Origin of the sequence: Propioniciclava coleopterorum, assembly GCF_011393335.1 — a bacterium.
Classification (GTDB): Bacteria; Actinomycetota; Actinomycetes; order Propionibacteriales; family Propionibacteriaceae; genus Propioniciclava; species Propioniciclava coleopterorum.
Genome location: NZ_CP049865.1, coordinates 1,386,510 through 1,411,299 on the forward strand (window position 1 = coordinate 1,386,510; position 24,790 = coordinate 1,411,299).

The 24,790-nt window shown below is 72.4% G+C and carries 24 protein-coding genes; 9 read left to right on the forward strand and 15 right to left on the reverse strand.

The window, feature by feature from the left end:
- From G7070_RS06680 to G7070_RS06695, 4 genes are all read left to right on the forward strand, one after another.
- On the forward strand, positions 1-918 hold the full coding sequence (locus tag G7070_RS06680; protein ID WP_166232957.1) for a rhomboid family intramembrane serine protease: 918 nt from the start codon (positions 1-3) through the stop codon (positions 916-918).
- 105 nt (positions 919-1,023) lie between these two features.
- Positions 1,024-1,632 (forward strand): LysM peptidoglycan-binding domain-containing protein, encoded by a 609-nt coding sequence (locus G7070_RS17660; RefSeq protein ID WP_206079991.1) that lies wholly within the window; start codon positions 1,024-1,026, stop codon positions 1,630-1,632.
- A gap of 120 nt (positions 1,633-1,752) precedes the next feature.
- The gene (locus G7070_RS06690; protein ID WP_166232959.1) at positions 1,753-2,646 is read left to right on the forward strand and encodes a DUF4031 domain-containing protein; all 894 of its coding nucleotides are present in this window, start codon (positions 1,753-1,755) and stop codon (positions 2,644-2,646) included.
- 314 nt (positions 2,647-2,960) lie between these two features.
- Entirely contained in the window at positions 2,961-5,540 is a 2,580-nt protein-coding gene (locus tag G7070_RS06695; protein ID WP_166232961.1) for an alpha-amylase family glycosyl hydrolase, read from the forward strand.
- A 117-nt stretch (positions 5,541-5,657) separates the two neighbouring features.
- Here the strand turns inward: G7070_RS06695 and G7070_RS06700 are convergent, their stop codons facing one another.
- The 5 genes from G7070_RS06700 to G7070_RS06720 form a co-directional block, all read right to left on the reverse strand.
- Positions 5,658-6,356, reverse strand: a complete 699-nt coding sequence (locus G7070_RS06700; RefSeq protein ID WP_166232962.1) for a hypothetical protein — start codon at positions 6,354-6,356, stop codon at positions 5,658-5,660.
- On the reverse strand, positions 6,353-7,324 hold the full coding sequence (locus G7070_RS06705) for an ABC transporter ATP-binding protein (RefSeq protein WP_166232964.1): 972 nt from the start codon (positions 7,322-7,324) through the stop codon (positions 6,353-6,355). Before G7070_RS06705 ends, G7070_RS06700 begins: the two co-directional genes overlap by 4 nt.
- 160 nt (positions 7,325-7,484) lie before the next feature.
- On the reverse strand, positions 7,485-8,720 hold the full coding sequence (locus tag G7070_RS06710) for a glycine C-acetyltransferase (RefSeq protein ID WP_166232966.1): 1,236 nt from the start codon (positions 8,718-8,720) through the stop codon (positions 7,485-7,487).
- Positions 8,721-8,778: 58 nt separating this feature from the next.
- Positions 8,779-9,816: an L-threonine 3-dehydrogenase gene (tdh, locus tag G7070_RS06715; RefSeq protein ID WP_166232968.1), complete on the reverse strand. Its 1,038-nt coding sequence runs from the start codon at positions 9,814-9,816 to the stop codon at positions 8,779-8,781.
- Between the two features lie 55 nt (positions 9,817-9,871).
- Positions 9,872-10,477 (reverse strand): hypothetical protein, encoded by a 606-nt coding sequence (locus G7070_RS06720; RefSeq protein ID WP_166232970.1) that lies wholly within the window; start codon positions 10,475-10,477, stop codon positions 9,872-9,874.
- Positions 10,478-10,590: 113 nt separating this feature from the next.
- Between G7070_RS06720 and G7070_RS06725 the strand changes: the two genes are divergently transcribed.
- A complete protein-coding gene (locus G7070_RS06725; protein ID WP_166232972.1) occupies positions 10,591-10,992 on the forward strand; it encodes a globin domain-containing protein in 402 nt (133 codons plus the stop codon).
- Positions 10,993-11,100: 108 nt separating this feature from the next.
- On the opposite strand, the gene G7070_RS06730 is transcribed toward G7070_RS06725, so the two are convergent.
- The 3 genes from G7070_RS06730 to G7070_RS06740 all read right to left on the reverse strand — a co-directional run bounded on the left by G7070_RS06730 (position 11,101) and on the right by G7070_RS06740 (position 13,563).
- The gene (locus tag G7070_RS06730; RefSeq protein ID WP_166232974.1) at positions 11,101-11,976 is read right to left on the reverse strand and encodes a hypothetical protein; all 876 of its coding nucleotides are present in this window, start codon (positions 11,974-11,976) and stop codon (positions 11,101-11,103) included.
- 123 nt (positions 11,977-12,099) lie between these two features.
- Positions 12,100-12,801 carry a class F sortase gene (locus G7070_RS06735; protein WP_166232976.1) on the reverse strand — a complete coding sequence of 234 codons (702 nt, stop codon included), beginning with the start codon at positions 12,799-12,801 and terminating at the stop codon, positions 12,100-12,102.
- 30 nt (positions 12,802-12,831) lie between these two features.
- Positions 12,832-13,563, reverse strand: a complete 732-nt coding sequence (locus G7070_RS06740; RefSeq protein ID WP_166232978.1) for a hypothetical protein — start codon at positions 13,561-13,563, stop codon at positions 12,832-12,834.
- A gap of 805 nt (positions 13,564-14,368) precedes the next feature.
- Between G7070_RS06740 and G7070_RS06750 the strand changes: the two genes are divergently transcribed.
- From G7070_RS06750 to G7070_RS06765, 4 genes are all read left to right on the forward strand, one after another.
- The gene (locus G7070_RS06750) at positions 14,369-15,379 is read left to right on the forward strand and encodes an aldo/keto reductase family protein (protein WP_166232980.1); all 1,011 of its coding nucleotides are present in this window, start codon (positions 14,369-14,371) and stop codon (positions 15,377-15,379) included.
- 130 nt (positions 15,380-15,509) lie between these two features.
- Positions 15,510-16,316 carry a membrane lipoprotein lipid attachment site-containing protein gene (locus G7070_RS06755; protein WP_166232982.1) on the forward strand — a complete coding sequence of 269 codons (807 nt, stop codon included), beginning with the start codon at positions 15,510-15,512 and terminating at the stop codon, positions 16,314-16,316.
- A gap of 55 nt (positions 16,317-16,371) precedes the next feature.
- Positions 16,372-16,890: a SigE family RNA polymerase sigma factor gene (locus G7070_RS06760; RefSeq protein ID WP_166232984.1), complete on the forward strand. Its 519-nt coding sequence runs from the start codon at positions 16,372-16,374 to the stop codon at positions 16,888-16,890.
- Entirely contained in the window at positions 16,887-17,921 is a 1,035-nt protein-coding gene (locus tag G7070_RS06765) for a hypothetical protein (protein WP_166230672.1), read from the forward strand. The genes G7070_RS06760 and G7070_RS06765 overlap by 4 nt, the downstream gene beginning before the upstream one ends.
- 25 nt (positions 17,922-17,946) lie before the next feature.
- On the opposite strand, the gene G7070_RS06770 is transcribed toward G7070_RS06765, so the two are convergent.
- The 7 genes from G7070_RS06770 to G7070_RS06800 form a co-directional block, all read right to left on the reverse strand.
- Positions 17,947-19,317 carry an NAD(P)/FAD-dependent oxidoreductase gene (locus G7070_RS06770; protein ID WP_166232986.1) on the reverse strand — a complete coding sequence of 457 codons (1,371 nt, stop codon included), beginning with the start codon at positions 19,315-19,317 and terminating at the stop codon, positions 17,947-17,949.
- A 106-nt stretch (positions 19,318-19,423) separates the two neighbouring features.
- Entirely contained in the window at positions 19,424-20,359 is a 936-nt protein-coding gene (gene cysK / locus G7070_RS06775) for a cysteine synthase A (protein ID WP_166232988.1), read from the reverse strand.
- Positions 20,360-20,603: 244 nt separating this feature from the next.
- Complete coding sequence (locus G7070_RS06780; protein ID WP_206079992.1) at positions 20,604-21,653, reverse strand: LacI family DNA-binding transcriptional regulator; 1,050 nt, start codon at positions 21,651-21,653, stop codon at positions 20,604-20,606.
- A gap of 144 nt (positions 21,654-21,797) precedes the next feature.
- Positions 21,798-22,586, reverse strand: coding sequence for a carbohydrate ABC transporter permease (locus tag G7070_RS06785; RefSeq protein ID WP_211198159.1), 789 nt, complete (start codon positions 22,584-22,586; stop codon positions 21,798-21,800).
- Positions 22,579-23,463, reverse strand: coding sequence for a carbohydrate ABC transporter permease (locus G7070_RS06790; RefSeq protein WP_166232990.1), 885 nt, complete (start codon positions 23,461-23,463; stop codon positions 22,579-22,581). The genes G7070_RS06785 and G7070_RS06790 overlap by 8 nt, the downstream gene beginning before the upstream one ends.
- Before the next feature lie 10 nt (positions 23,464-23,473).
- Positions 23,474-24,598, reverse strand: a complete 1,125-nt coding sequence (locus tag G7070_RS06795; RefSeq protein ID WP_166232992.1) for an extracellular solute-binding protein — start codon at positions 24,596-24,598, stop codon at positions 23,474-23,476.
- Positions 24,592-24,789 carry a hypothetical protein gene (locus tag G7070_RS06800; protein ID WP_166232994.1) on the reverse strand — a complete coding sequence of 66 codons (198 nt, stop codon included), beginning with the start codon at positions 24,787-24,789 and terminating at the stop codon, positions 24,592-24,594. The genes G7070_RS06795 and G7070_RS06800 overlap by 7 nt, the downstream gene beginning before the upstream one ends.
- Position 24,790: the final 1 nt, after the last annotated feature.

A 24,790-nucleotide genomic window follows, 5' to 3' on the forward strand; every position in this document is an offset into this window, starting at 1 on the left:
GTGACCACCGGACAGCCGCCCCAGACACCGCCGCCGCCCGCCTGCGTCAACCACCCCCACGCGCCCGGTTTCGTCCGGTGCCAGCGCTGTGGCTCACCGATCTGCGGCGACTGCATGATCGAGGCGCCGGTCGGCTTCCAGTGCCCGGGCTGCGTCACCACCGCGTCGAAGAGGATGCGCGCGACGCGCCCCAGCCTGCGGAGCGTCGCGCAGGCGTCACGGGCGATCGTCGTCATCATCGGCATCAACGTCGCGGTCTGGGTGGCCATCGCCCTGACCGGCGGCGACACCTCCTCGGTGGCCTCCGTCCTGGGCCTCAATCTGCTGTCGCTGTGCGACCTGCCGGGTGCCACCTACGTCGGGGTCGAGCCCGCGCTGTGCGCGGCCGAGGGCGGCTTCTACTCCCCCGGCACCGCCGACTTCGCGCTGTGGAAGCTCCTGACGAGCGGCTTCACCCACATCTCGATCATCCACCTGGGCTTCAACATGGTCGTGCTGTGGCTGATCGGCCCTCAGCTCAACCACTACTTCGGCACCGCGCGCTTCGTCGGGCTGTACCTCGTGTCGATCCTCGCCGGGTCGCTGCTGTCGCTGTGGGCCTCGCCCGACAACACGTTCGGCGTGGGAGCGTCCGGCGGCCTGTTCGGCCTGTTGGGCGCCCTCCTGGTGGTCTCGCTCCTGCGCGGCGGGGACGTGCGCCGCATCCTGCTGTTGCTCGGGGTCAACGCGGTGTTCACGGTGTGGGGCGCCGGCGTCATCTCCTGGCAGGCGCACCTCGGCGGCTTCGTCGGGGGCTGCCTCGCCACGTACGGGCTGCTGAAGATGGACGGGCGTCCGCCACGGGCGGCCCACCTGTGGCTGCTCGGCGTCGGGGCCGTGTGCGTCGTCGGGGCGCTCGCGCGCGGCTTCGTGGCCTGATCGGTAACCCACCTGGGGGGCTCGCCACGTCGCCCCGGCTCTGGCACAGTGGGCGTGTTCGGGTGGCGCGGTCGCCACCCGTTTCACTCCCTCCGAAAGGACATCATGGGACTCTTCGATTCCATCAAGGACGCCTTCACCACCGATGACGGCGAGCGCCTCGAGGCCGCCCGCAAGACGCTGGACAAGGCGAAGACCGCGCTGGAGAAGGTCAAGGCCGAGGTCGGCACAGCGGCCGACCCGAAGTCGCGCGAACGGCTCTCCCGGGCCGAGGAGGACGTCGCGGCCGCCCAGACCAACGTGAACGAGCTCGAGGCCAAGGTGAACGGCACGCCCGTCGCGCCGGAGAGCGCGCCCGACCCCACGCCCGTGCCCGCCGAGCCGGCGGTCGACGAGGCGCAGGCCGAGGCCGACGCCGAGGCGATCCGCAACATCGAGGCCATGAAGGCCGCCGAGGCGGAGAAGGCTGCCGCAGAGCAGGCCGCCGCGGAGCAGGCCGCGGCCGAGCAGGCGGCGGCGGAGGCCCAGGCCCAGGAGATGGCCGCCCCCGCTCCGGAGCCCGAGCTGCGCACCTACACCGTGGTCAAGGGCGACAACCTGACCAAGATCGGCAAGAAGTTCGGCGTCAGCTGGAAGTCGATCGCCGAGCTCAACGGGATCTCCAATCCCGACCTGATTCACCCCGGCCAGGTGTTCAAGATCCCGAACGCCTGATCCGAGCAGCGCGAGGCCGTCGCACCGTCCTGGTGCGGCGGCCTCGTCGCATTCCCGGAGGGGACGCCGCGGCAGCCGCCTCTCTCGGCCGGGTCCCCGGTGCGTGCCATTCTGGGGCGCATGATCCTGCTGGACGAGCCCCGCTGGTCGGCGCACGGACGCCTGTGGGGGCACCTGGTCTCCGACGCGACGCTGGCTGAACTGCACGCCTTCGCGGCGGGCGCCGGTCTGCCGTTCGGCGGGTTCGACCACGACCACTACGACTACCCCGCCGAGGCGCAGCCCCGCCTCCTGGAGGCGGGCGCGCGGCTCGTCCCCTCCGGCACGCTGTTGCGTCGGCTGCGCGCCGGTGGGCTGCGTGTCCGGCCGCAGGACCGCACGCCGAAGCGTCCGGTGGCGGCTGCGCGGCTCAGGGAGCGGTGGGCGGCCTTCGCACCGGGGCACGCGGCCCTGGGCGAGGACCTGATCGCGCGCTGGTCCCAGGGGCACCGCCGCTACCACGACGTCCGGCACCTCGCGCAGGCACTGGACGCCCTCGACCAGCTGGGCGGCGCCGAGCCGGTGGTGACGTGGGCGCTGTGGTTCCACGACGCCGTCTACGCGGGGCGTCCCGGGCACGACGAGCGCGACTCCTCCGACCTGGCGGGCTCGGCGCTGGCGTCGGTGCTGCCGGCGTCCGACGTGGCGGAGGTGGTGCGGCTGATCGGCGTCACGGTCGACCACGCGCCCGCGGCGGGCGACGCGCGCGGGGGCGTCCTGAGCGATGCGGATCTGTCCATCCTGGGCGCGATCCCCGGGCGCTACGACGTCTACGCCCGCGACGTCCGAGCCGAGTACCGGCACGTCCCCGACGACGCGTTCCGGTCGGGCCGCGCCGCGGTGCTGCGCGGCTTGTTGGCGCACGACTCGCTGTTCTGCACCGCATCCGGTCGCGAGCGCTGGGAGGGCCCCGCCCGCGCCAACCTCGTCGCCGAGTTGTCGCGGCTGGAGAACCCGGTGCGGTCACGGCTCTGACCGCGCCCGGGATGCGATGGCGTGATCGCATCGTTCGGCACGTCTTCGCGGGGTTCGACAAAGACCTGGACTGTTCCCCCGCGTTCGAGGGCCCGCCGGTTGGCGCTACCCGGCCGCCACGCCCGCGACCCGCAGCCGGGCCGCCGCGCCGCCCGGCCGGCTGGCCGGGCGGGCACGCGAGCGCGGATTCCGCGTCCCACAACGGCGTTCGCCGGATCCCCGGAGACGCGTCCGCACCCGGAACATCCCCTGATACGGGTCATCCGGTGGCCGTCGATGTGGTGTGGCGGGGTGCTGCGTGGCACCGTAGACGCATGACCGCACCGCATCCGGTGGCCGAGGCCGACTGGTCCGAAGCCACCTGGCCCCTCGGCGCCCACGTCGACCCCACCTCCGGCGAGACCACCTTCGCCGTCGCCGCACCGAACGCCACCCGCGTCGTGCTGGAGTTGTTCCCCCGCGCCCAGGGCGCGGACGCGGAGGTGTCCGTGCCCATGGCACGGGGCGGCGACGGCCTGTGGCGCGCGCGGCTGGGCGACGCGCGGCATGGGGCGCTGTACGGATTCCGGGTGTGGGGCCGCAACTGGCCCTTCGACGAGGCCTGGACGCCCGGCTCGACCGCAGGGTTCGCGTCCGATCGGGATGAGGACTTCAACCACTTCAACCCCAACAAGGTGCTGTTCGACCCGTACGCACGCGAGGTCACCCACAACCCCCTCAGCCTGGGCGAGAACCAGCAATGGCTCGTGTCGGGGCCCGTCGAGGTGGACGGCCGCCCCGGCCGCGAGATCGACAGCGCGCAGGTCGCCCCCAAGGGCGTCGTGATCGAGGACGCCACCCCCACCGGCCGGTTCCCGAGCTTCCCCGAGGAGGACAACGCGATCTACGAGGCGCACGTCAAGAACCTGACGCTGCACCCGAGCGCGCTGAGCCTGGGCGAGCTGCTGTCGGCGTCGCCCGGCTTCGAGGGGCTGCCCGACATCCCGCAGCACCTGCGCGGCACCTACGCCGGCGCGGCGCTGATGGCGCCCTACCTCACCGCCCTGGGCATCACCGTCATCGAGCTCCTGCCGGTCCACGAGACGGACTCCGACCAGGTCGGCTCGCACAACGGCACCACGAACCACTGGGGCTACCAGACGTTGGGGTTCTTCGCCCCCAACCGCGACTACAGCTCGGACAAGTCCCTCGGTGGCCCGACCCGGGAGTTCCGGCAGATGGTCAAGGCGTTCCACGACGCCGGACTCAAGGTGTTCCTGGACGTCGTCTACAACCACTCCGCCGAGGGCGGCAACTGGGGCGGGAACGTCGACTCCGCGGGCTTCACCACGCTCGGCGGGTTCGCCACCGCCGACTACTACGGCCTCAACGGCGAGGGCGGCCTGATCGACGGGGCCACCGGCACCTCGAACCAGATGAACTTCTCCTCACCGCTGACCTGCGAGCTGGTCCTGGACTCGCTGGAGTACTGGCACGACGTGATGGGCGTCGACGGCTTCCGATTCGACCTGGCGCCCGTGCTCGGACGCCGCCCGGACGCCGCCGAGGCCGACGACTGGGGCGCCCAGAAGCGGTTCTTCCGCAACCACCCCCTCCTGGACGCCGTGGCGGAACTCGCCCGCCGCCAGCGGTTCGAGGTGATCGCGGAGGCCTGGGACCTGTGGGGATACGAGGTCGGGAACTTCCCGTCGGGCTGGGGCGAGTGGAACGGCCGGTTCCGCGACGCCATGCGGCGCTACCTCAAGGGCGACGGCAACACCGACGACTTCATGGCGTTCTTCAACGGCGACTACCTGCACTTCAACGACTCGGGCGGCCCGCAGAAGTCGATCAACTTCGTCACGGCGCACGACGGCTTCACGATGTTCGACCTGGTCAGCTACAACACCAAGGTCAACAACCAGCCGTTCCCGTTCGGGCCGAGCGACGGCGGCGGCGACAACAACCTGTCCTGGGACTCGGGCGGCGACCACGCGCTGCGCCGGGCGCGCTGGCGCAACTTCTGGCTGATCACGTTCCTGGCCCGCGGCGTCCCGATGATCGTGTCGGGCGACGAGTACGGCCGCACGCAGAACGGCAACAACAACCCCTGGTCGCTGAACACGGTCGGGATGTGGAACAACTGGGCGCAGGCCGGCTCCAACGACCCCACGGGGCTGCCGGTCGACCCCACCCACCCCGACCTGCCCGGCTACCACGACAACACCGGCCAGATGCCCGGGCGGACCAACGCCCTGCTGAGGTTCGCGCGGAGCGTCGCCCGGCTGCGGGCCTCGCAGCCGAGCCTGCGGCAGCGCACCTGGGGCGACATCGAACTGGGCGGCAAGGACGTCTCCTACGTCTACTTCGGCACCACGCTGGACGATCCGCCGCGCCCCGGTGACCGCCAGATCGCGGTCGCGATCGACTCCGGCGACACCGTCGGGGACGACTTCTGGGTGCTGATCAACATGTACGACGAGCGCGCCGTGTTCGACCTGGCCGACTCGGCCGAGGAGGCCGAGCACAAGCACGAGTGGCGCCGGATCATCGACACCGCGCCGTGGGCCGAGGCCGAGGGCAACGCGTGGGACATGGACGAGGCCCAGGTCGTCACGGGCAGCTACATGGTCGAACCCTGGTCGATCGCGGTGCTGCAGGCCCACAACCCGGGCGCCGAGGAGGAGCCGGTGGCCGAGGGCGAGCCGAAGAAGCTGTGGGGCCGCCGCGACGGCCTGCAGATCGACTGGTCGGGCCGCCCCTACCAGCGCGGGCTGCTGGGCGAGTGGCTGGCGCGCGTCCGCCGCGATCGGCTGCAGCGGGCCGATCCCGCCCAGCGGCCCGAGGACGCCGACCCGCCCGCCGGGGACGGCGCCGCCGACGGGGCGGCGCCGGCGACGCCCGGGAGCGACTGATCGCGCCCGCCGCAGGTCACTCGGTGACGCTGCGGCGGTCGAACAGCACGAGCGCGGCCGCGCCGAGCGCGGTGAGGAGGCCGAGCAGGACGCCGAGCGCCTGGAGGAACGTGACCGTCACGTCGGCGTAGCCGCCCGGGCGGACGGATCCTCGATCGAGAACACCGTGTCGCCCGCCACGTAGACGCCCAGGTAGGTCTCGGGGAGCAGCAACTGGGCCTGGTCCGCGGTTCCGGACATCCCCGAGAAGATCAGGAACAGCAGGCGGACGAAGAAGTAGGCCATCGGGACGACGACCGCGGCGGCCGTGTTCTTGAAGATGACGGCCAGGAAGCCGCCCAGCAGCGCCGCCATCACGCAGGCCCCGACCCCCTTGGCGACCACCAGGCCGAGCGGGGCCCAGTCGGTGTACTCGGCCACCCGGGCGAGCGTGAAGAGCCCCACGCACAGCCAGCCGAACAGCATCTGGGCCACGCCGAACCCCAGGCCGCCCAGCGCGGTGGCCAGGGTCCTGACACCCCACACGCGCGGCCGGTCGGGCACGAAAGTGAGCAGCGTGCCGATGGTGCCGTGCCGGAAGTCGGCGCCCCAGTAGGTGGCACCCAGCAGCAGCGACAGCCCGGTGGCCGCCCCCAGCACGAGGCCCAGGTAGGACGTGGCGTACCCCTCCCAGAACGCCGCCGAGTCCTGCGGGCTGGGAGCGGAGGTCAGCATCAGCAGGGTGAACAGCAGCGTCAGCGCCGCGCCGGCACCGAGCAGCACGTAGAGGGCCCGGCGGTGCAGCAGCCGGCTCAGTTCGGAGCGCAGGAGGTTCATGCCGCGCTCCCCTCGGGTCGATCCAGGCCCGCGCCGTCGGTGAGCGCCAGGAAGGCGTCCTCCAGGGTGGCGGACTCGGAGCCGAGCTCGGAGGGCCACACGTCGACCCGCCCCAGTTCCCGGGCGACGGCGGACGGATCCACCGCGCGTCCGGCGTGCGAGACGTACAGCGCGTCGCCGTCGGCCTGCACCGTGTAGCCGGCCTGCTCCAGCGCGGTCACCCCGCGTTGGACCGTCGCTCCGTCCTCCCAGCCGCTGCCGAGCCGGACGCGGACGCGCGCCCCGCCGCGGATCAGGCCCGAGACGGGCCCCTCGTGCAGCAGTCGGCCGCGCGCGATGATGCTGACCGTGTCGGCCATCTGCTGCACCTCGGCCAGGTTGTGGCTCGAGACCAGCACGGTGCGTCCGGCGTCGGCCAGCGTCCTGATGGTGGCGCGGACGGCGTGGATGCCGGCCGGGTCCAGCCCGTTCGTCGGCTCGTCGAAGATGAACACGTCGGGATCCTTGAGCAGCGTCGAGGCGATGGCCAGCCGCTGCTTCATGCCCAGCGACAGCGCCCGCACCGTGACGCCCGCGTGCGGCGTCAGCCCGACCTGGTCCAGAGCCGAGGCCACGCGCTCCCGCGGCGCCCCGATGGCGTCCCCGAGCAGGCGCAGGTTCGTGCGCGCCGACATGGTCGGGAAGAAACGCGGCTCCTCGATGATCACGCCGACGCGGTCGATCACGGCCGTCAGTTCGTCGGGGACCTCGCGGTCCAGGATGCGCATGGTGCCGCCGTCGGCGCGCAGGAGGCCAACCAGGGTGCGCAGCGTCGTGGACTTGCCGGAGCCGTTGGGCCCGAGAAGCCCGTGGACGCCGCCGGCGGGCACCGTCAGGTCGAGGCCGTCGAGGGCTTTGGCCCCGTGGGGGAAGGTCTTGCGCAGGCCCCGCACGAGGATCGCGGCGGCTTGCGGAGGGCTCGTCGTCATGCGTCGATCTCAGCGCATGACGCGCCCGGCGCGGTAGTGGATGCGCGGGTTCGGCGCGAAATCCGGCCCCAGGTGGCACGGGCGGCCCCGGGAGGCGGCACCACGGAGCCATGGCGCCCGCTGCGAAGGCCGACCACCGGCGTCCGCGCCGGGTCCGTGGTCAGCCCGCGACGGCGTCCCGGGCGGCGACGAAGGCGTCCACGCAGGCCCGCACGTCGTCGGTGGAGTGGGCGGCCGACAGCTGGACGCGGATCCGCGCCTTGCCGCGCGGCACGACCGGGAAGCTGAACGGGATCACGTACACCCCCGCCGCGAGCATGTGCTGCGCGATCTCCCCGGCCAGCCGGGCCCCCTCCTCGCCGGGGAACATCACCGGGGTGATCGGGTGCGGCGGCACGTCGTCCGGACGGGTGGCGTCGCCGGCCGCGCCGAACGGGTCGAGGTCGAACCCGGCCTCGGCCATGAGCTCCCGGAACAGCACCGTGTTCGCGATGAGCTGCTTGCGGGCCTCGCCGCTGGCGGCGATGGTCTCCAGGGCCGCGATCGAGCCGGTCACGACGCTGGGCGCCACCGAGTTGGAGAACAGGTAGGGCCGGGCGCGCTGCCGCAGCAGTTCGACGATGGCGCCGTGGGCGGTCACGTAGCCGCCGGACGCGCCGCCCAGCGCCTTGCCGAGCGTGCCCGTGATGATGTCGACGCGGTCCTGCACCCCGAACAGCTCGGGCGTGCCGCGTCCGCCCTCGCCCACGAAGCCGACCGCGTGCGAGTCGTCGACCAGCACCAGCGCGCCGAACTCGTCGGCCAGGTCGCAGATCTCGCGCAGGGGCGCGTAGGCGCCGTCCATCGAGAAGACGCCGTCGGTGACGATGATCCGGTGCCGGGCGCCGCGGGCCGCCTCGAGCTGCGCCCGCAGGTCGCCCATGTCGGCGTTGCGGTACCGGAACCGGGCGGCCTTGCACAGCCGGATGCCGTCGATGAGCGAGGCGTGGTTGAGCTCGTCGGAGATGATCGCGTCCTCGGGGCCGAACAGCGCCTCGAAGACGCCGCCGTTGGCGTCGAAGCACGAGCTGAACAGGATCGTGTCGTCCAGGGAGAGGAACTCCGAGATCCGCCTCTCGAGCTCGCGGTGCGGCGCCTGGGTGCCGCAGATGAACCGGACGGACGCCATCCCGAAGCCGTAGTCGTCCAGCCCCTCGTGGGCCGCCTCCACGATGCGCGGGTCGTCGGCCAGCCCCAGGTAGTTGTTGGCGCAGAAGTTGAGCACCTCGTGCTCGGCGTCCACCACCCCGATCTCGGGGCCCTGCGGCGTGGTGATGATCCGTTCGCGCTTGGTGAGCCCGGCGGCCTCGATCTCGGCGAGGGTGTCCTTCAGCTGCTGCTCGAATGGTCCGTACATCGTGGCTCCTTTGCTCGCGACCACCCTAGCGATCACGGGTTCGGTGCGGCGAGGATGGTCAGCTCCAGTCGAGGATGACCTTGCCGCACTGGCCGGCCCGCGCCACGGCGAAGGCCTCCTCCCAGTCCTCGGCGGCGAACCGGTGGGTGATGACCGAGCGGACGGCGTCCTTCAGGGTGGGCGACGTGGAGAGCATCGACGTCATCAGGTACCAGGTCTCGAACATCTCCCGGCCGTAGATCCCCTTGATGGTGAGCATGTGCGTGATGACGCGGCCCCAGTTGATCGCGTAGTCGGACGCCGGCAGGCCGAGCATCGCGACGCGACCGCCGTGGTTCATGTTGTCCAGCATCTCGGCGACGGCCCGGGGCGCGCCCGACATCTCCAGGCCGATGTCGAAGCCCTCCTTCATGCCCAGGCCGAGTTGCACGTCCTTGAGCCGGGTCGTGGAGGAGTTGACGACCTTGTCGGCGCCGGCGGCGTCCGCGAGCGCCAGCCGGTAGTCCGACAGGTCGGTCACGACGACGTTGCGCGCACCGGAGTGGCGGGCGATGGCGGCCGCCATCACGCCGATCGGGCCGGCGCCCGTCACGAGGACGTCCTCGCCGACCATGTTCCACTGCAGCGCGGTGTGGGTGGCGTTGCCGAGCGGGTCGAAGATCGCGCCCAGATCGGGATCGACCCAGTCGGGGTGCTTCCACACGTTCTCGACCGGCAGGACCACGTAGTCGGCGAAGGCGCCGTCGGTGTTGACGCCCAGCCCGACGGTCCGGATGCACTGGTGGCGGCGGCCGGCGCGGCAGTTGCGGCAGTAGCCGCAGACGAGGTGGCCCTCACCCGAGCAGCGATCGCCGGGCTTGAGCTCCTTGACCTCGGAGCCGACCTCGACGATCTCGCCGTAGAACTCGTGTCCGATCGTCTGGGGCAGGTGCATCTGCTCGGCGGCCCAGTCGTCCCACTGCTGGAGGTGAAGATCCGTGCCGCACAGGCCCGCCCGCAGGACGCGGATCTTGACCTGCCACGGGCCGCACTGGGGTTCGGGTCGGTCCACCAGCTCGAGGCCGGGGCCGGGCTGCATCTTCGCGAGCGCACGCATGGCACCATCGTGCCAGCCGGCGCCCGCGCGCGTCACGGCGGAGCGCAGCCGGTCGTCAGTCCTTGGCGCGGCGGGGGGTCGTGCGCCGGGTGCGCCACGTCCGGGCGAGCCACCTCACGACGAAGACCAGCGGGGAGTGCCGCGAGAACAGTACGAGGACGGCCGCCGCCAGCCCCACGAGCGCGGGCAGCGCCATCCGGGCGTAGTAGGCGCCCCAGCCGAGGATCCCCCAGGGCGCGGACTGCCCCGAGGCCGGTCCGACCTTGAGGCCGACCACCAGCGGAGGCGTCCAGAAGTAGGCGCCGAGCAGGACGCCCAGCAGCACGCCGGCGACCGCGACGACCACGTCGCTGTACGCGGCGGTGCCGCCGCCCGCGCGGCGCATCGCCCAGCGGAAGAACACGTGGGCGAGCCAGCAGGCGGCCAGACCCAGCGGGATGACCCAGGGCTGCGGCAGCCGGCCGGTGTCCCAGGCGAACTCGCTGTTCATCGCCATGCGGCGCAGCACGTCGAGCGACCCCATCACGGCCACGGCGGTCAGGACCCAGGCGCCGCCCACGGCGAAGTGCGCCACGAGCGCGAGCAGCACGTTCCCGAGGTTCGCGAGCCGGCCGACCGGACGGGCCGGGGCGGCGGATGCGATGACGGTTGGCGTGCTCACGGCGACCATGCTAGCCGGGGCTCCGCCGGCGGCCCCGGATGCGCGGGGTGGACGGGATGGGCGACTTCCGCCAACACCGCCCCGGCGGCCGTTTCCGCTTCCAGAATGGGCCCATGGACGCCCCACCGGACGAAACGGAGACCTTCTACGACCACGTCGGGGGCCGCGCCACCTTCGCGGCCCTGATCGGCGGCTTCTTCGAGGAGGTCCGCGCCGACCCGGTCGTCGGCCCGATCTACCCCGCCGACGACTGGGCGGGTGCCGAGACCCGGCTGCGGCTGTTCTACGAGCAGTTCTGGGGCGGCCCGCACGGCTACTCGGAGTCGCGGGGGGCGCCGATGCTCAAGATGCGCCACATGGCCTACACGATCACCCCCGCCGTGGCGCAGGCGTGGGTGGGCTGCATGGAGCGGGCGGTCGACCGACTCGGGCTGCCCGAGGGGGCCGCCGAGGAACTGCGCGCGTACGCGCTGCGGGCGGCCGCCTACCTCATCAACGCCGACGAGCCTTCCTAGCGCGCGTGGCCGTGGGCGACGACCCCGACGTGGCCGCAGGGCCCTACCGGCGTTCGAGGCACCGCGGCTCTGAGCGGGCCGTGGCGCCGGGACGCTCTGTCCCGACGGTCAGCCGCGCGGGGTCTGGGGGGCGCTGGGCTGGGGCGCCGGTGACCCGACGGCCGCCTGCTCGGTGGCGACCGTGGTGGGCTCCGGGGCGCTCGTCGGCTGCGGGGAGGTGGTCGGCCCGCTGCTCGGCTGCGGCGTGGCGGTCGCGCCGTCGCCCGCATCGGTCGGCTCCGGCGTGGCGGACGGCGCCGCGGTCGGCGGCTCCGGCGTCGCGCTCACGTTGCCGGCGGGGGTGAGCGTCGGCTGCGGCGCGGCGGGGCGGTCCTGCTGGTCGGCCGGCGCGGTGTCGGCGGGGCGCGCGGCTTGCTGGATCGTGGTGCCCTGGCCACCGGACAGCGACGACCCGGTCGCCTTCTCGAACCCGGTGATGACCAGGAGCGACACGACGAACGCCAGTGCCGCGGCTGCGATCCCCGCGAGGATCCAGCGAGCCCGGACCGAGAGGCCGCTCCGCTCCGGGGTGGGCCCGTCCGCGGACGCGTCCTGGGCGGCGAGCGCCGGGGACGACGACGTGAGGTCGTGGTCGGCGGGGTCGAGGGCCGCGTGGTCCCCGGACGCTCGGCCGCGCGTCCTGGGCGTGACGGCCTTGAGGACGTGCACGGTGCGCTGGATGCTCCAGGTGTAGAGCGCCGTCGCGAGGGCGCCGATCATCGAACCGAGGGCGGCGCCGATCAGGGTGCCGGTGGTGCCGAGCCGCGATCCCACCAGGGCTGAGGTGACGGCGGCGAACGCGCCGGCGACGACGGCGGTCATCGAGACGTTGAACGTGGGCGGCGGATCGGCGGGGACGTCCTGGCGCGCCGGGGGCGCGTCAGGCGACGCCGGGGAGGCCGGTCGGTCGAGGGGTGCGAGGGAAGAAGGGCGCTGCGAAGTCATCACGTCCACGGTAACTCCGCACGATTTCGTTATCCATTTGTTGCCTGGTACCACGGTCCCCGATCTCGCCGAGCGCGTACGACGCCGGTGGCAGGCCTCCTTCACCCGGCGGGGCCGGGTCGGTCAGGAGCGGACGAGTTCGGCGATGACCACGATGTTGAAGTCGCTGCGGCGACCCTCGCTGAGGTAGCAGCTCACCCAGACCAGCCGGCCGGGGTTGACGCCCCACACCGCGGCGTCCGAGGCGAAATCGTCGCGGGGGATCTTGAGCGCGTCCGTGATCCGGTAGGTGAGCTGCTCGGTATCGGTGGTGACGCGGACGTCCGCTCCCACCGGGACGTTGCCCAGATTCACCTTGTTGCAGGGCACGGCCGTCACCGCCTTCTTGGCATCGGTGTGGCACGCGAGGTAGGTGGTGTCGGTCGCGGCGGCGGACGGCAGGACCCCGCGATCGCGGATCCACCAGGTGCGCCGGAAGTCCGGGGGCGAGATGGCGCCCTTGTCGGCGACCTCCATCGTCCCGACGTCGCTGGCGTAGCCGGCGCTCGGCAACTCGAAACGCAGGACGCGCGTCCCCTGCTGCGGATTCGGCGTCGGCGTCACCCGGGCCGCCGCCTCGGGGACGCTGGACGACGTCCCGGGCGCGACGCTCGGCGTCGGCTCGGGCGGGTGCGAGGCGGCCGAGGTCGGCCGAAGGCCCGAGGGGGTCGCGGTGCTCGCCACCACGACCCCTTCGGTGGGGTCGACCGGGTCCGGCGGGGACAGCCAGGACCATCCGGCCCAGGCCCCGGCGAGGAGGCCCAGACCGAGGATCCCGGCGGTCACCCGCCTTGTCACCCGGTCATTCACCCGGCATCAGTGCCGGCGACGGGACGCGAACAGCGCGCCACCCGACGCGGCGGCCACCAGGGCGCCACCGGCCCCGATCAGGCCGACCGGCAGGCCGCTGTCCTCGGCGCCCGTCTTGGCGGGCACGCCGCGGTCGGGCGTGGTGGTCGGCTTGGGCTTCTGCGTGGTCGGCTTCGGCGTGACCGTCGGCGTCTTCGTCGCCGTCGCGGTCGGCTTGGGCGTCTTCGTCGGCGTCGCGGTCGGCTTCGGCGTCTTCGTCGGCGTCGCGGTCGGCTTCGGCGTCTTCGTCGGCGTCGCGGTCGGCTTCGGCGTCTTCGTCGGCGTCGCGGTCGGCTTCGGCGTCCTCGTCGGCGTCGCGGTCGGCTTCGGCGTCCTCGTCGGCGTCGCCGTCGGCTTCGGCGTCTTGGTCCTCGTCGGCGTCGGCGTCGGCTTGATCAGCGCCTCACACGTTGCTCGCGTGGGAGCCGGACCGGGGTCGCCCTTGAACCCCACCACGACCGAACGCTCCTGAGCGTCGCCGAACTCGGTGCCCTTTGCCCACCAACTCTTGGCCGTTAGCTCCAAAGGCTGCCTGCCCTCCTTGAGCCGCTCCGCCTCACCGGGCTTCCCGACGAACTTACAGACGTAAGCCGTCCGGTGCTTCTCCTCCGGCCCGGCCGCATTGACGGCGAGTGGGCTGACGAGCATGGCACCCAAGGCCAGCGTGCTGGCGGCCGCGATGCCGATCGTGTACTTCACAGGGACCTCCCCCGTAGAGAAATGGACAAAATGCGGGGGATATCGCGGAGACTAGCGGTACGGAGGGGCCTCGCGGAGGGGGAGGGGTCCCCGTGTCGCCCCTTGTGGCCACGCGGTGCGCCGGCCGAGCGGACGCCCGGGGACGCGCCGATGCCCACAACGATGTCAGGCAGGGACGAGCTCGGCGATCACCACGATGTTGAAATCGCTGCGGCGGCCCTCGCTGAGGCAGCAGCTGACACACACAAGGCGTCCGGGGTCCGAGCGGGGACACGTCGGCGGGCGACAGCCAAGTCCACCCGCCCAGGCCGCCGCGAGGAGGCCCAGGCCGAGGAGCCCGGCGGTCGCCCGCCGTGTCACGCGCTCATCCACCCGGCGTCAGTGCCGCCTACGGGAGGCGAGCAGGGCGCCGCCGGACGCCGCGGCGATGAGACCGCCGGCCGCACCGATCAGGCCCACGGGCAGATCAAGTGCCCTCGGCGCCCGTCTTGGCCGGGACGCCGCGCGTCGGGGTCGCGCTGGGCTTGGCCGTCGTGCTCGGCGTCGCCGTCGGCGTGGGAGTCGGGGTCGGCGTGGGCGTCACAGTCGGCGTGGGCGTGGGCGTCGCAGTGGCGTGGGCGTCACGGTCGGCGTCGGCGTCACAGTCGGCGACGGCGTAGGCGTCGCAGTCGGCGTATCTGCAACGCCACCCGAGCGACCCGACCACCGTGGCAACCGAGTGCAACGACCCCGGTGCGCCGGCCCCGGGACCGCACACCGACGGCGGATGCAAGGATGGGCGTCACGCTTCCTGAAAGGGTTCACCATGAAGTTCCGGTACCTCGGCAACTCCGGCATGAAGATCTCGGAGACCATCTACGGCAACTGGCTCACCCACGGCTCGCAGGTCGAGAACGACGCCGCCAAGGCGTGCGTCCGCGCGGCGCTGGACGCCGGCATCTCGAGCTTCGACACCGCCGACGTCTACGCGAACACCGCCGCCGAGACGGTGCTCGGCGAGGCGCTGGCCGGCGAGCGTCGCGAGAGCCTGGAGATCTTCACCAAGGTCTATTGGCCGACCGGCCCCAAGGGCCACAACGACGTCGGCCTGTCGCGCAAGCACATCATGGAGTCGATCAACGGGTCGCTCACGCGCCTCAAGACCGACTACGTCGACCTCTACCAGGCGCACCGCTGGGACGCCGAGACGCCGCTGGAGGAGACCATGCAGGCGTTCGCCGACGTGGTGCGCGCCGGCAAGGCCCACTACATCGGCGTCAGCGAGTGGACCGCCGGCCAGATCCGGGCCGGCCACGCGCTGGCCAAGGACCTCGGCATCCAGCTGGTGTCCTCGCAGCCGCAGTACTCGATGCTGTGGCGCGTCATCGAGTCCGAGGTCGTCCCGACCTGTGAGGAACTCGGTGTCAGCCAGATCGTGTGGTCGCCGGTCGCCCAGGGCGTCCTGACGGGCAAGTACCTGCCGGGGCAGCCGGCGCCCGAGGGGTCGCGGGCGACCGACGAGAAGGGCGGGGCCAACATGATCTCGCGCTTCATGAACGACGACGTCCTCACGCGCGTGCAGAACCTCAAGCCCATCGCCGACGACCTGGGGATCACCATGGCTCAGCTCGCCGTCGCGTGGGTGCTCGCCAACCCGAACGTCGCCGGGGCCATCATCGGCGCCTCGCGGCCCGAGCAGGTCGTCGACAACGCCAAGGCCGTCGACGTCACCCTGGACGCAGACGTGCTGGCCGCCATCGATGCGGCGCTCGGCGACGTGGTGCAGAGCGACGCGGACCTGACCGCGAAGAACGCGCCGGCCACGCGCCCGGTCTGATCCGCAGGGTTCGGCGGCGCGACCAGCAGGACGGTCGCGCCGCCGCCCCGCGGCGCCACACCCTGGGCGCGATGCGCGCCGGATGGCCGCGAGCGGGCACAATGGGGGCTTCCGATCGAAAGGGCTCCCTGTGAAGCGCATCATCCTCGCCGGTGTCGCCACCCTGGCGTTGACCGGCTGCGCCACCTCCGGCCCCATCGCCACCCCCTCGGTCCCGGCGCCCTCGCCGACCCCGACCGTGACGGCGTCTTCGACGCCCGCCCGGACGGCGACGCCCAGCAGCACCCCGAAGAAGACCACCGCCAAGCCCACCAACTCCGTGCCGACCCGGACGCCGACGCGCACGCTGCCGCCGGAGACGACCGACGGCGTGATCGCCGGGGCGATCGGGCAGGTCCCCCAGGGCTTCACGCTGCCCGACGAGGGCCGAGCCGCCACCGGCGAGACCACCGCCTTCGAGACGACGCCCTGGCGCGTCGCGTGCCTGGACGAGGTCGGCATCGCGGCGCCGGCGCTCGACAAGCTCACCGCCACCCGGATCAAGGCCTCCAGCGGGCCGGAGCACGTCGAGGGCAACGGCCTGCTGGTGTTCGCCGACGACGCCTCCGCGAAGGCCTTCATGGACCAAGCGGCCGCGGCCTACGCGCAGTGCCCCGCCCAGGGCCGCACCGACGACGGCGGCTTCCGCCCCAGCCAGAAGGTCGACGCCGTGGCGGGCCTCGGCGAGCAGAGCATCCGCATCGGATCCTGGTGGGAGTACAGCGACAACGGCACCTGGGTGCAGTCCCCCGGCGCCGACCTGACGAACCTGGCGCGCAAGGGCCGGTTCGTGACCCTGACCTACGAAGGGGACGAGTCCACGGGCGACCCCAGCGCCAACCCCGACCTGACGCAGCGCGCCGAGGCGCGGATCCGGCAGATGCTGGACCAGGTGTAGCCACCGGATCCCAACTTCACGCAACCCGACGAGGGGGTCGTACGTCTTGGAGGGCATGACGGCCACAGATCGGGACTCGGCGTTCACCGGGTTCGTGGAGGTGCACCAGGGCTCCCTGCGGCGGACCGCCTACCTCCTGACCGGAAACCGGCAGGCGGCGGAGGATCTGCTGCAGGACGCCCTGGTGAAGGCATGGCTCGCCTGGCGCCGCATCACCCCGACGGGTGAACTCGCCTACACGCGGCGCATCCTGGTCAACCTGGCGACCGACCGCTGGCGGCGCCGGCGCTACGAGACGACCACGATCGAGCCACCCGACACCTCCCCCGACCCGCGCTCCGAGGACGCCTACGCCGTGGCCGACGATCGCGACTTCATCGTCCGGCAACTCGCCGCCCTGTCGGCGCGGGAGCGCGCGATCGTCGTCCTGCGGTACTACGTGGACCTCCCCGAGGCCGAGGTGGCGGCCGCGGCCGGCGTCTCGGTCGGCACCGTCAAATCCACCTGTTCACGGGCGCTGTCCCGCCTCCGCTCCCGGGGCGAGGCCGCGCAAGCCACGAGGAGCCGGTCATGAGCCCCATGGATGAGAACCAACTGCGCCACGAGTTGCGCCACGCCGCACCCGACCTGCCGGACTCCGCGACCCTCGGCCGCGCCGTCGCCGCCCGCGGCCGATCCGTCCGCCGTCGGCGGGCCATGGTCGCCACCGCCGCGGTCGCGGTGATCGCCGCCTCCGGGGTGACGGTCTGGGCCGCGCTCCCCCGCGAGCCACGCGACGCCGTGCCGATCCAGACCCCGAGCGCGTCCCCCACCCCGACGGCGACCCCCACGTCGCCCTCCCCCACGCCCACCGGGCCGACGGCGACCCCCAACCCGACGACCGCCGGCCCGACGGCGACGCCGACCGGCACGCGGACGAGCCCGGGCGGCGGCCCGGGGACGCCCACCGCCCGGCCCACGGCGTCCGGCGGCCCCGCGACGCCCACGGCCCCGAAGAAGTGGGGCAACACCATCGAGGCCCCGGGGAGCTTCGGGAGCCTGGGCACGTTCACGCTCAGCGGGGACGCGGCCCCGGGACGCGCCAAGGCGGGGTGGACCGCCGGCGACTCGGCGCTCGTCTACTGCGACGCGTCCGGCCGGGTGCAACTGGGGGCGCTCGGCCAGGTCGAGGCCGGACGCACCCTGATGGCGTCCGAGGGCGAGAGCACCAGCGTGCAGGGGGTCCTCGTGTTCCCCAACGACGCTGCCGCCACTCTCTTCCTGGAGCAGGTCCGCGCCGGCGTCACCGCCTGCCAGGGCCGGCAGCCCGGCACGGGCACCGAGGGCGCCTCGCGTTCGGTGTTCGAGCTGACCCGCCCGACCGGGCTGGGCCAGCAAGCGCTGACGACCGGCAGCCACGCGCAGATGTTCGTCAACGGCGCCTGGACCGACGCCCCGGGCGGGGACGCCACCTTGTGGGTCCGGCAGGGGCGGGCCGTCACCTTCGCCACCGAGGGCGGGGAGTACCTGGGCCCGGTGTGGAGCGGCCGCGCCGACGTGGCGGGGGAGATGCGGGCCACCGTGCGCCACGCCCTCCCGCAGATGTGCACCTGGGGCGGCTGCTGAGCGGCGGCCCCGGGGCCCCGCGCCGTCAGTGGGTGGTGCGGGGCTCGTCGGTGCCGCCCTTCTCCCCGCGCAGCAGCTTGCCGGTGACGCGCTGACCCAGCGCCTCCATGGCGAGGCGTCCGACCAGCTGCTGGTTCGTGGAGACGCGCTCGGTGCGTCCGGTGCCCAGGAAGCTGATCATCCAGTGCAGCAGCGTCGTGATGCGGCTCTTGAAGCCGGCGATGTAGAGCAGGTGCAGGAACAGCCACGCGACCCACGCCAGGAAGCCCGTGATCTCGATCCGGCCGACCTTCACGACCGCGGCGAACTTCGAGATGGTCGCCATCGAGCCCTTGTCGAAGTACGAGAACGGCTCCTCGCCCACGGGGCGGCCCGCGGCGGCGTCCTTGATGCGCCGGGCCGCGTACTTGGCGCCCTGGATGGCCCCCTGGGCGACGCCCGGGACGCCCGGGACGGCGGCCAGGTCGCCGATGACGTAGATCTCGGGGTGGTCGGGGATCGTGAGCTGCGGGGTGACCACGACGCGGCCCGACCGGTCGAGTTCACAGCCGGTCTGCTCGGCCAGCACCTTGCCCAGCGTGCTGCCCCGGACGCCGGCCGCCCACACCTTGCACACCGAGCCCACGGTGACGGGCTGCTCGCCCTTGGGCTGGTAGACCACCTGCTGGGCGGTGACGTCGGTGACGATGCTGTTGAGGACGACCTCGACGCCCGAACGCTCCAGGGAGCGCTGCGTCTTGGCGCCCAGCTTGGGGCCGAACGGCGGCAACACCTGGTCGGCGCCGTCGATGAGGATGACGCGGGCGTCGCGGGGGTCGATCGACTGGAACTGTCCGGCGAGGGTCGTGTTGGCGAGCTCGCGGATCTGGCCGGCCATCTCGACGCCGGTCGGGCCGGCGCCGACCACCACGAACGTGAGCAGGCGGGCCCGCTCGACCGGGTCGGGTTCGACCTCGGCGAGCTCGAAGGCCCAGAAGATCCGCGCGCGCAGCTCGAGCGCGTCGTCGATGGTCTTCATGCCGGGCGCGAACGTCTCGAACTCGTCGTGGCCGAAGTAGGACTGGCCGGCGCCCGCCGCGACGATGAGGGTGTCGTAGGGCGTCTGCAGGACGGCGTCGTGGAACCGGTGGCTGACCAGGCGGTCCGTCACGTCGATGCCCGTCACCAGCCCCGTCTCGACGCGGATGTTGCGCTGCCGCTTGAGGATGTCGCGGGTCACCGGCGCGATCGACCCCTCCGACAGGATGCCGGTCGCCACCTGGTAGAGCAGCGGCTGGAAGAGGTGGTTGGGCGTCTTGCTGATCAGCGTGATGTCGACGTCGGCGTGCCTGAGCGCCTTGGCGGCGAACAGGCCCCCGAACCCCGAACCGATGATGACCACGTGCTTGTTGCCCATGAGGAGACTCCTGGATCGTGCGTGCGGGTCGTACACCCCATTCTGCGTCACGCCGCCCGGACGGACCAGCCTGGCGGCTGCCGTCCGGGCGGTGCGACGAGCGGGTTCAGTCGAGCAGGTCGGCGTAGAGGATCGTGGAGAGGTACCGCTCGCCGAACGAGGGGATGATCACGACGATCGTCTTGCCGGCGTTCTCCGGCTTCGCGGCGACCTCGCCGGCCGCGGCCAGCGCGGCGCCCGAGGAGATGCCCACGAGCAGGCCCTCTTCGCGGGCCGCGCGGCGCGCCCACTCGACGGCGGTCTCGGAGGCCACGGGGATGACCTCGTCGATCACGTCGCGGTCGAGGATCGGGGGGATGAAGTTGGCGCCGATGCCCTGGATCTTGTGCGGGCCGGGCTGCCCGCCGGACAGGATCGCCGACTCGGCCGGCTCGACCGCGACGATCCGCACGTCGGGCTTGCGCTCCTTCAGCACCTGGCCCACGCCGGAGATGGTGCCGCCGGTACCGACGCCCGCGACGAGGATGTCGACGCCTCCGTCGGTGTCGTTCCAGATCTCCTCGGCCGTGGTCGTGCGGTGGATCTCGACGTTGGCGGGGTTCTCGAACTGGCGGGCCAGGACCGCGCCCGGCGTCTCGGCGGCGATCTGCTCGGCCTTGTTGACCGCGCCCCGCATGCCCTCGGGGCCCGGGGTGAGGACGAGCTCGGCCCCGAAGGCCCGCAGCAGCGCGCGCCGCTCCTTGGACATCGTCTCGGGCATCGCGAGGATCACCTTGTAGCCGCGGGCGGCGCCGACCATGGCCAACGCGATGCCGGTGTTGCCGGAGGTGCCCTCGACGATGGTGCCGCCGGGCTTCAGCTCGCCGGACGCCTCGGCGGCGTCCACGATGGCGACGCCGATGCGGTCCTTGACGGAGTTGGCGGGGTTGTAGAACTCGAGCTTGGCCACGACCTGGGCCTGCGAGTCGGGGTAGAGGCGGTTGATGCGCACCAGCGGGGTGCGTCCGATGAGGGCGGTGGCGTTGTCGAAGATGGCGGCCATGAGGGTTCCTTCGGGTGGTGGTGGTCGACGGTGCTCGTCGCCCGACAACACGTCCGCGGACGCCTGTGGTGCTCGACGACCGCGGCGCGTTCGGGCGGAACGGGCGGTCAGGCAGGTGTTGTCAGGCCCTGGGGCGACAACACCGACACATCACGTGGGCAGCGGCGCGCGCGGCGCCGATCCCCGATGCGTTGGTCATGGTGTGGACGCTAGCACGCGCCGCCAACGCCGTCCGGGCCGCGTATCAGCGGGTGGGCCGCGCTTCCGCCTCCGGGACGGCACCGGTCGGGTCCACAAGGGGCCGCCCGCCGCTGGACTCGCGGACCGTCAGGCGCCAGCCGGCGCGGTGCCGCACCGGTTCGGCACCCGGCTCGAGCACCGCGCGCAGCGCGAGCTGGGCGATCTCGGCGCGGTCGGGCGCGATGGTGGTGAGGGTGGGGTTGGACGCGCGGCCGTAGGGGATGTCGTCGTAGCCGGCGACGGCCACGTCCTCGGGGATGCGCAGCCCCGCGCGCTGCAGGCTCCGGATCACTCCGAGCGCGAGCCAGTCGGTGACGCAGAACACGGCGTCCGGCACCGGCCGCATCGCGGCGATCCGGCGTCCGGCCGCGACCCCGTCGTCGCCGCTGACGCCGGGCGTCGCCACCTCGAGGTCCGGCGCCGGCCGCGCCCCCCGGGCCTCGTGGGCCCGCGCCCAGCCGTGCCGTCGACCGCCGAGATGGTGGTTGCCCCCGACGATCGCGACCCGACGCGCACCCGCGTCCAGGAGGTGCCCGGTGACCGCCTCGGCGGCGGCGACCTGATCGATCGCCACCGAGGGGACCGCGACGTGCCAGTCCTGATCGCCGAGCAGCACCAGGGGCAGGTTCGACCGCCGCTTCGCGACGTCCTCGTCTGTGAGGGTGATCGCGCTCAGCACGATCCCGTCGATCCGCTGGCCGAATCGCCCCTCCAGCGCCCGCAGTTCGACCTCGCGCGAGCCGTGGGTCTGCTGGACGACCACGACGGTGCCCGCGTCCTCCGCCTTCTCCAGCATCTGCTGCGCCAGCGAGGCGAAGTACGGCATCTCCAGGCGCGGCACCACCAGCGCGATCAGGCCGGTCCTGCCGCTGGCCAGGTTGCGGGCCTGCAGGTTCGGGCGGTAGCCGAGTTCGGCGATCGCGCGTTCGACGCGCTCGCGCATCGCGTCGGAGACGTGCGGGTAGTCGTTCACCACGTTGGAGACCGTGCGCATCGACACGCCGGCCAACTCCGCCACATCGACCAGGCGCGGTGGTCTGCTGCGTGCGGTCACGCGATCATTCCACCACGCCGGCGCCCGGGCGGCAGCCCGTCCCGCCGCGGCCGCCTCACTTCAGCCCCGTGGTCGCCATCCCCTCCACGATCCTGCGCTGGAACAGGACGAACACGACCAGCACCGGCACGATGGAGATGATGCTCATCGCGAACATCGCCCCCAGTCGGAGTGGCCGGCCCCGTCGAGGAAGCGGCGCAGGGCGAGGGGGACCGTCAGCCGGTCGAGGCTGCTGAGGTAGATGAGCTGGCTGAAGAAGTCGTTGTAGGCCCAGATGAACGAGAAGATCGCCGTCGTGACGAGCGCGGGCGTCAGCAGCGGCAGGATGACGCGCGCGTAGATCCCGAAGTCGCCGCACCCGTCGATCCGCGCCGCCTCGTCGAGTTCGACCGGGATCGAGCGGATGAACTGGACCATCAAGAAGACGAAGAACGCCTCGACGGCGAAGAACTTCGGCACCACCAGCGGCAGGATCGTGTCGACCCACCCCAGCGTCCGGAACATGGAGTACTGCGCGATCAGGGTCACGTGCGCCGGGAGCATGATCGTCACCAGCATGACCGCGAACAGGATGCGGCGGCCGGGGAACCTCATCCGCGCGAACGCGTACGCGGTCAGGGAGCAGGACAGGCAGTTCCCGACGATCGTGAGCGCGCAGATGGCCAGCGACAGCCCGATGTGCCAGCCGAACGGCAGCCCGGTGGCGTCCCAGCCGCGGGCGTAGTTGTCCAGGATCGGCTGCGTCGTCCAGGGCGCGGCCTCGGAGAAGATCTGGTCGGTGCGCTTGAACGAACTGCCCAGCATCCACAGCAGCGGGTAGAACAGGACGAAGCCGAGCGCGGCCAGGAACGCGTGCCGGATCGCCGAGGTGCGACGCCGGTTGGCGTCCCTGGCCCGCTGGCGGTCCCTCGTGAGCGTCTCGGTGTCAGACACGGCCACCGTCCTCGTAGTAGACCCAGTACTTCCCGACCAGGAAGTTGGCGAGCGTGAAGAGCCCGATCACGATCAACAGGACCCACGCCATCGCGGCCCCGTAGCCCATCTGGAAGCTGCCGAACGCCCGCTGGTACAGGTAGAGGGTGTAGAACAGCGTCGAGTCGGCGGGGCCGCCCGATCCCCCGGAGATGATGTAGGCCGGGGTGAAGGCCTGGAACGCGCCGATCACCTGCAGCACCAGGTTGAAGAACACGATGGGCGTGATGAGCGGGAGGGTGACGGCGAAGAACCGCCGCACCGGGCCGGCGCCGTCGATCTGCGCCGCCTCCAGGACGTCGGCGGGCACCTGCCGCAGCGCCGCCAGGAAGATCAGCATGGGGGCGCCGAACTGCCACACCCGCAGGGCCACCAGCGTGCCGAGGGCGGTCCCGGGGCTGGAGATCAGGGCGGGCACGTGGACGCCGACCAGCTCCAGCCCCTTGTCGACCAGCCCGTCGGGGCCGAAGATCTGGCGCCACAGGACCGCGATCGCGACGCTGCCGCCCAGCAGGCTGGGCACGTAGTAGATCGCGCGGTACACCGCCAGGCCCTTGATCCCCTGGTTCAGCAGCAGCGCCAGGCCCAGGGAGGCGACCAGTTCGAGCGGCACCGAGACCGCGACGTAGATCAGCGTGACCCGCACCGACGCGTGGAAGCGGGCGTCGGTCAGCATCCGGGCGTAGTTGTCCCCGCCGACCCAGTTGGGCGCCTGCAGCAGGCTGAAGTCGGTGAAGGAGTAGTACAGCGACCACACCATCGGGCCGAGCGTGAACCACACCAGACCGATGAGCCACGGCAGCAGGAACAGGTAGGCCTTCCAGCGACGTCGGTGCATGGGTCTCCGATCAGGCGCCGAGGGCGGCCTTGGCCTCGCTGAGGAAGGTCTGGGCCGCCTGGGCCGGCGTCGCCTGCCCGAACCCGACGGACTCGTTGGCCCGACCGAAGGCCGACAGGCACTCGCCGTACCCCTTGGGCCAAGGGCCGGGGGCCTTCCCGGCCTTCGGCGTGACCTTCTCGACGTAGTCGATCGCCGCCGTGGTCGCGCCGCCGGCACTGGAGAGCTGGTCGCGCGCCGAGCCGGTGGGCGGCACGCCCAGCAGCAGGCCGATCTCCTTGGTGGCCGCCGAGTCGTTGATCAGGTGGTCCACGAGCGCGGCCGCCGCCTCGGGCGCCTTGGTCGTGGCGGAGACGCACCAGAAGTCGAGGGCCTTGACGAACAGCCCCGACAGGTCGCCCTTGACCTTCTGCGGCAGCGGGCTGACCGCCACCGTCCCGTCCGCGATGAGCGGCTGGAAGAACGTCACCTGCTGCACCCACCCGGCCGTCAGGGCGGCCTGGCCCTTGCTCATCGGGTTGGTCTCGAAGGTTCCGCCGGCCGCCGTGACGTCCTGGGGCGGGGCCGCCTTGCCGCGGCGCAGGCCGTCCCACATCGCGTACCAGGCCTCGACGACCGCCTGGTCGAGCAGCAGCTTGCCCTCGGGGTCGAACTGGTTGCCGACCTCCTGACGGGCGAAGACGTCGAACATCTGGAAGTTGCCGCCCAGGTCGGTGGTGCCCCACTTGTCCGGGCCCGCGTTCTTGGCGAAGTCGGTCACCCAGGTCTGGAAGTCGGCCCAGGTCCACTCGTCGGGCACGCTCGCCCCGGCCGCCTGCAGCATCCCGCCGTGCGAGAACAGGGCGGGGGCGATCGAGCTCTGGCCGATCCCCATCAGCTTGCCGCCCACGAGGCCGGAGTCGCGCACGTCGGCGTCCAGGGTGGAGGCGTCGATCGTCGACGCGGCGTCCGCCGTGAGGTCGCGCAGGGCGCCCCGGGACGCGTACTCGGTGAAGTACGTCATGGACATGCGGAACACGTCGGGGCCCGAGCCGCCGGCGGTCTCCGTCGCGAGCTTGTCCCAGTAGTCGGCGAACGCGACCCCGGTCCCCGAGGTGGCGATCGCCGGGTTGGCGGCCGTGAACCCCTTCAGCACCTGTCCATGGCGGCGTGGACGGGCGCTCCCCCGTACCAGCCGACCTTGAGCGAGCCGGACGCCCCGGCGCCCGGCGTCCCCGCGGCCGTGGGTTGGGGCGAGGCGCCACCGCCGGGCGTGCAGCCAGTGGCTGCCAGGGCGACCCCGCCGGCGGCGAGGCCGAGGAAACTACGACGATTGAAGGTGGACATG

Excerpts from the sequence above, each read along its gene's own strand:
- G7070_RS06760 (WP_166232984.1), top strand. The coding sequence starts at position 16,372 with ATGACGGCCACAGATCGGGACTCGGCGTTCACCGGGTTCGTGGAGGTG.
- G7070_RS06750 (WP_166232980.1), top strand. The coding sequence starts at position 14,369 with ATGAAGTTCCGGTACCTCGGCAACTCCGGCATGAAGATCTCGGAGACC.
- G7070_RS06765 (WP_166230672.1), top strand. The coding sequence starts at position 16,887 with ATGAGCCCCATGGATGAGAACCAACTGCGCCACGAGTTGCGCCACGCC.
- G7070_RS06695 (WP_166232961.1), top strand. The coding sequence starts at position 2,961 with ATGACCGCACCGCATCCGGTGGCCGAGGCCGACTGGTCCGAAGCCACC.
- tdh (WP_166232968.1), bottom strand. The coding sequence starts at position 9,816 with ATGCGTGCGCTCGCGAAGATGCAGCCCGGCCCCGGCCTCGAGCTGGTG.
- G7070_RS06790 (WP_166232990.1), bottom strand. The coding sequence starts at position 23,463 with ATGCACCGACGTCGCTGGAAGGCCTACCTGTTCCTGCTGCCGTGGCTC.
- G7070_RS06730 (WP_166232974.1), bottom strand. The coding sequence starts at position 11,976 with ATGACTTCGCAGCGCCCTTCTTCCCTCGCACCCCTCGACCGACCGGCC.
- G7070_RS06710 (WP_166232966.1), bottom strand. The coding sequence starts at position 8,720 with ATGTACGGACCATTCGAGCAGCAGCTGAAGGACACCCTCGCCGAGATC.
- G7070_RS06700 (WP_166232962.1), bottom strand. The coding sequence starts at position 6,356 with ATGAACCTCCTGCGCTCCGAACTGAGCCGGCTGCTGCACCGCCGGGCC.
- cysK (WP_166232988.1), bottom strand. The coding sequence starts at position 20,359 with ATGGCCGCCATCTTCGACAACGCCACCGCCCTCATCGGACGCACCCCG.
- G7070_RS06800 (WP_166232994.1), bottom strand. The coding sequence starts at position 24,789 with ATGTCCACCTTCAATCGTCGTAGTTTCCTCGGCCTCGCCGCCGGCGGG.
- G7070_RS06690 (WP_166232959.1), top strand. The coding sequence starts at position 1,753 with ATGATCCTGCTGGACGAGCCCCGCTGGTCGGCGCACGGACGCCTGTGG.
- G7070_RS17660 (WP_206079991.1), top strand. The coding sequence starts at position 1,024 with ATGGGACTCTTCGATTCCATCAAGGACGCCTTCACCACCGATGACGGC.
- G7070_RS06770 (WP_166232986.1), bottom strand. The coding sequence starts at position 19,317 with ATGGGCAACAAGCACGTGGTCATCATCGGTTCGGGGTTCGGGGGCCTG.
- G7070_RS06705 (WP_166232964.1), bottom strand. The coding sequence starts at position 7,324 with ATGACGACGAGCCCTCCGCAAGCCGCCGCGATCCTCGTGCGGGGCCTG.
- G7070_RS06725 (WP_166232972.1), top strand. The coding sequence starts at position 10,591 with ATGGACGCCCCACCGGACGAAACGGAGACCTTCTACGACCACGTCGGG.